This window comes from Acidovorax sp. GW821-FHT10A04, assembly GCF_059415825.1.
In genome coordinates this window covers 1-2,500 of record NZ_JBWKNZ010000031.1, presented here as the reverse complement: position 1 = coordinate 2,500, position 2,500 = coordinate 1, and the positions used below count along the sequence as shown (strand labels likewise).

Genomic DNA, 2,500 nt, shown 5'->3' with positions numbered 1-2,500 from the left:
TCCTGAAACCGCATGCTTACAAAAAGTAGGAGCCCGCAAGGGTGACTGCGTACCTTTTGTATAATGGGTCAGCGACTTACATTCAGTGGCAAGGTTAACCGAATAGGGAAGCCGTAGAGAAATCGAGTCCGAATAGGGCGAATCAGTCGCTGGGTGTAGACCCGAAACCAAGTGATCTATCCATGGCCAGGATGAAGGTGCCGTAACAGGTACTGGAGGTCCGAACCGACTAGTGTTGCAAAACTAGCGGATGAGCTGTGGATAGGGGTGAAAGGCTAAACAAACTTGGAAATAGCTGGTTCTCTCCGAAAACTATTTAGGTAGTGCCTCAAGTATTACCGTCGGGGGTAGAGCACTGTTTAGGCTAGGGGGTCATGGCGACTTACCAAACCTATGCAAACTCCGAATACCGACGAGTACAGCTTGGGAGACAGAGCACCGGGTGCTAACGTCCGGACTCAAGAGGGAAACAACCCAGACCGCCAGCTAAGGTCCCTAAAATTGGCTAAGTGGGAAACGAAGTGGGAAGGCTAAAACAGTCAGGATGTTGGCTTAGAAGCAGCCATCATTTAAAGAAAGCGTAATAGCTCACTGATCGAGTCGTCCTGCGCGGAAGATGTAACGGGGCTAAGCCAGTTACCGAAGCTGCGGATGTGCAATTTATTGCACGTGGTAGGAGAGCGTTCTGTAGGCCTGTGAAGGTGTCTGGTAACGGATGCTGGAGGTATCAGAAGTGCGAATGCTGACATGAGTAGCGTTAAAGGGGGTGAAAAGCCCCCTCGCCGTAAGCGCAAGGTTTTCTACGCAACGTTCATCGGCGTAGAGTGAGTCGGCCCCTAAGGCGAGGCAGAGATGCGTAGCTGATGGGAAACAGGTCAATATTCCTGTACCGATCAATAGTGCGATGTGGGGACGGAGAAGGTTAGCTCAGCCAACTGTTGGATATGTTGGTTCAAGCCTGTAGTCGTGCCTGGTAGGCAAATCCGCCGGGCTTAGATGAGGGGTGATAACGAGTCTGCTTGCAGACGAAGTGAGTGATACCCTGCTTCCAGGAAAAGCCACTAAGCTTCAGCTATTGACGACCGTACCGCAAACCGACACTGGTGCGCGAGATGAGTATTCTAAGGCGCTTGAGAGAACTCAGGAGAAGGAACTCGGCAAATTGATACCGTAACTTCGGGAGAAGGTATGCCCCAAGTAGGTGAACTCGAACAGAGGGAGCCCAACGGGGTTGCAAAAAATCGGTGGCTGCGACTGTTTAATAAAAACACAGCACTCTGCAAACACGAAAGTGGACGTATAGGGTGTGACGCCTGCCCGGTGCTGGAAGATTAAATGATGGGGTGCAAGCTCTTGATTGAAGTCCCAGTAAACGGCGGCCGTAACTATAACGGTCCTAAGGTAGCGAAATTCCTTGTCGGGTAAGTTCCGACCTGCACGAATGGCGTAACGATGGCCACACTGTCTCCTCCTGAGACTCAGCGAAGTTGAAATGTTTGTGATGATGCAATCTCCCCGCGGAAAGACGGAAAGACCCCATGAACCTTTACTGTAGCTTTGTATTGGACTTTGAACAGATCTGTGTAGGATAGGTGGGAGGCTTTGAAGTGATGTCGCTAGATGTCATGGAGCCAACGTTGAAATACCACCCTGGTGTGTTTGAGGTTCTAACCTAGGTCCATTATCTGGATCGGGGACAGTGCATGGTAGGCAGTTTGACTGGGGCGGTCTCCTCCCAAAGCGTAACGGAGGAGTTCGAAGGTACGCTAGTTACGGTCGGACATCGTGACGATAGTGCAATGGCATAAGCGTGCTTAACTGCGAGACTGACAAGTCGAGCAGATGCGAAAGCAGGACATAGTGATCCGGTGGTTCTGTATGGAAGGGCCATCGCTCAACGGATAAAAGGTACTCTGGGGATAACAGGCTGATACCGCCCAAGAGTTCATATCGACGGCGGTGTTTGGCACCTCGATGTCGGCTCATCTCATCCTGGGGCTGTAGCCGGTCCCAAGGGTATGGCTGTTCGCCATTTAAAGAGGTACGTGAGCTGGGTTTAAAACGTCGTGAGACAGTTTGGTCCCTATCTTCCGTGGGCGCTGCAGATTTGAGGAAGCCTGCTCCTAGTACGAGAGGACCGGAGTGGACACACCTCTGGTGTATCGGTTGTCACGCCAGTGGCATTGCCGAGTAGCTAAGTGTGGAAGAGATAACCGCTGAAAGCATCTAAGCGGGAAACTCGTTTCAAGATGAGATCTGCCGGGGCCTTGAGCCCCCTGAAGAGTCGTTCAAGACCAGGACGTTGATAGGTCAGGTGTGGAAGCGCAGTAATGCGTTAAGCTAACTGATACTAATTGCTCGTGCGGCTTGACCCTATAACTTTGATAGCCAATCCCCGTGACTGCAACCGCAGCACCCGGACGCTCAAAGATTGTTATGCCAAGTTAGACGCAGTCAAAAATACAAAAATCTAATCTGATTCCATACTCTATGAATTCGT

General features: G+C 51.0%; 1 rRNA gene (cut by a window edge). It reads left to right on the top strand.

What is annotated here, in order from left to right:
- Window positions 1-2,375 (top strand): 23S ribosomal RNA (locus tag AC07PF_RS32995); it begins 504 nt to the left of the window's first position.
- Window positions 2,376-2,500 lie beyond the last annotated feature (125 nt).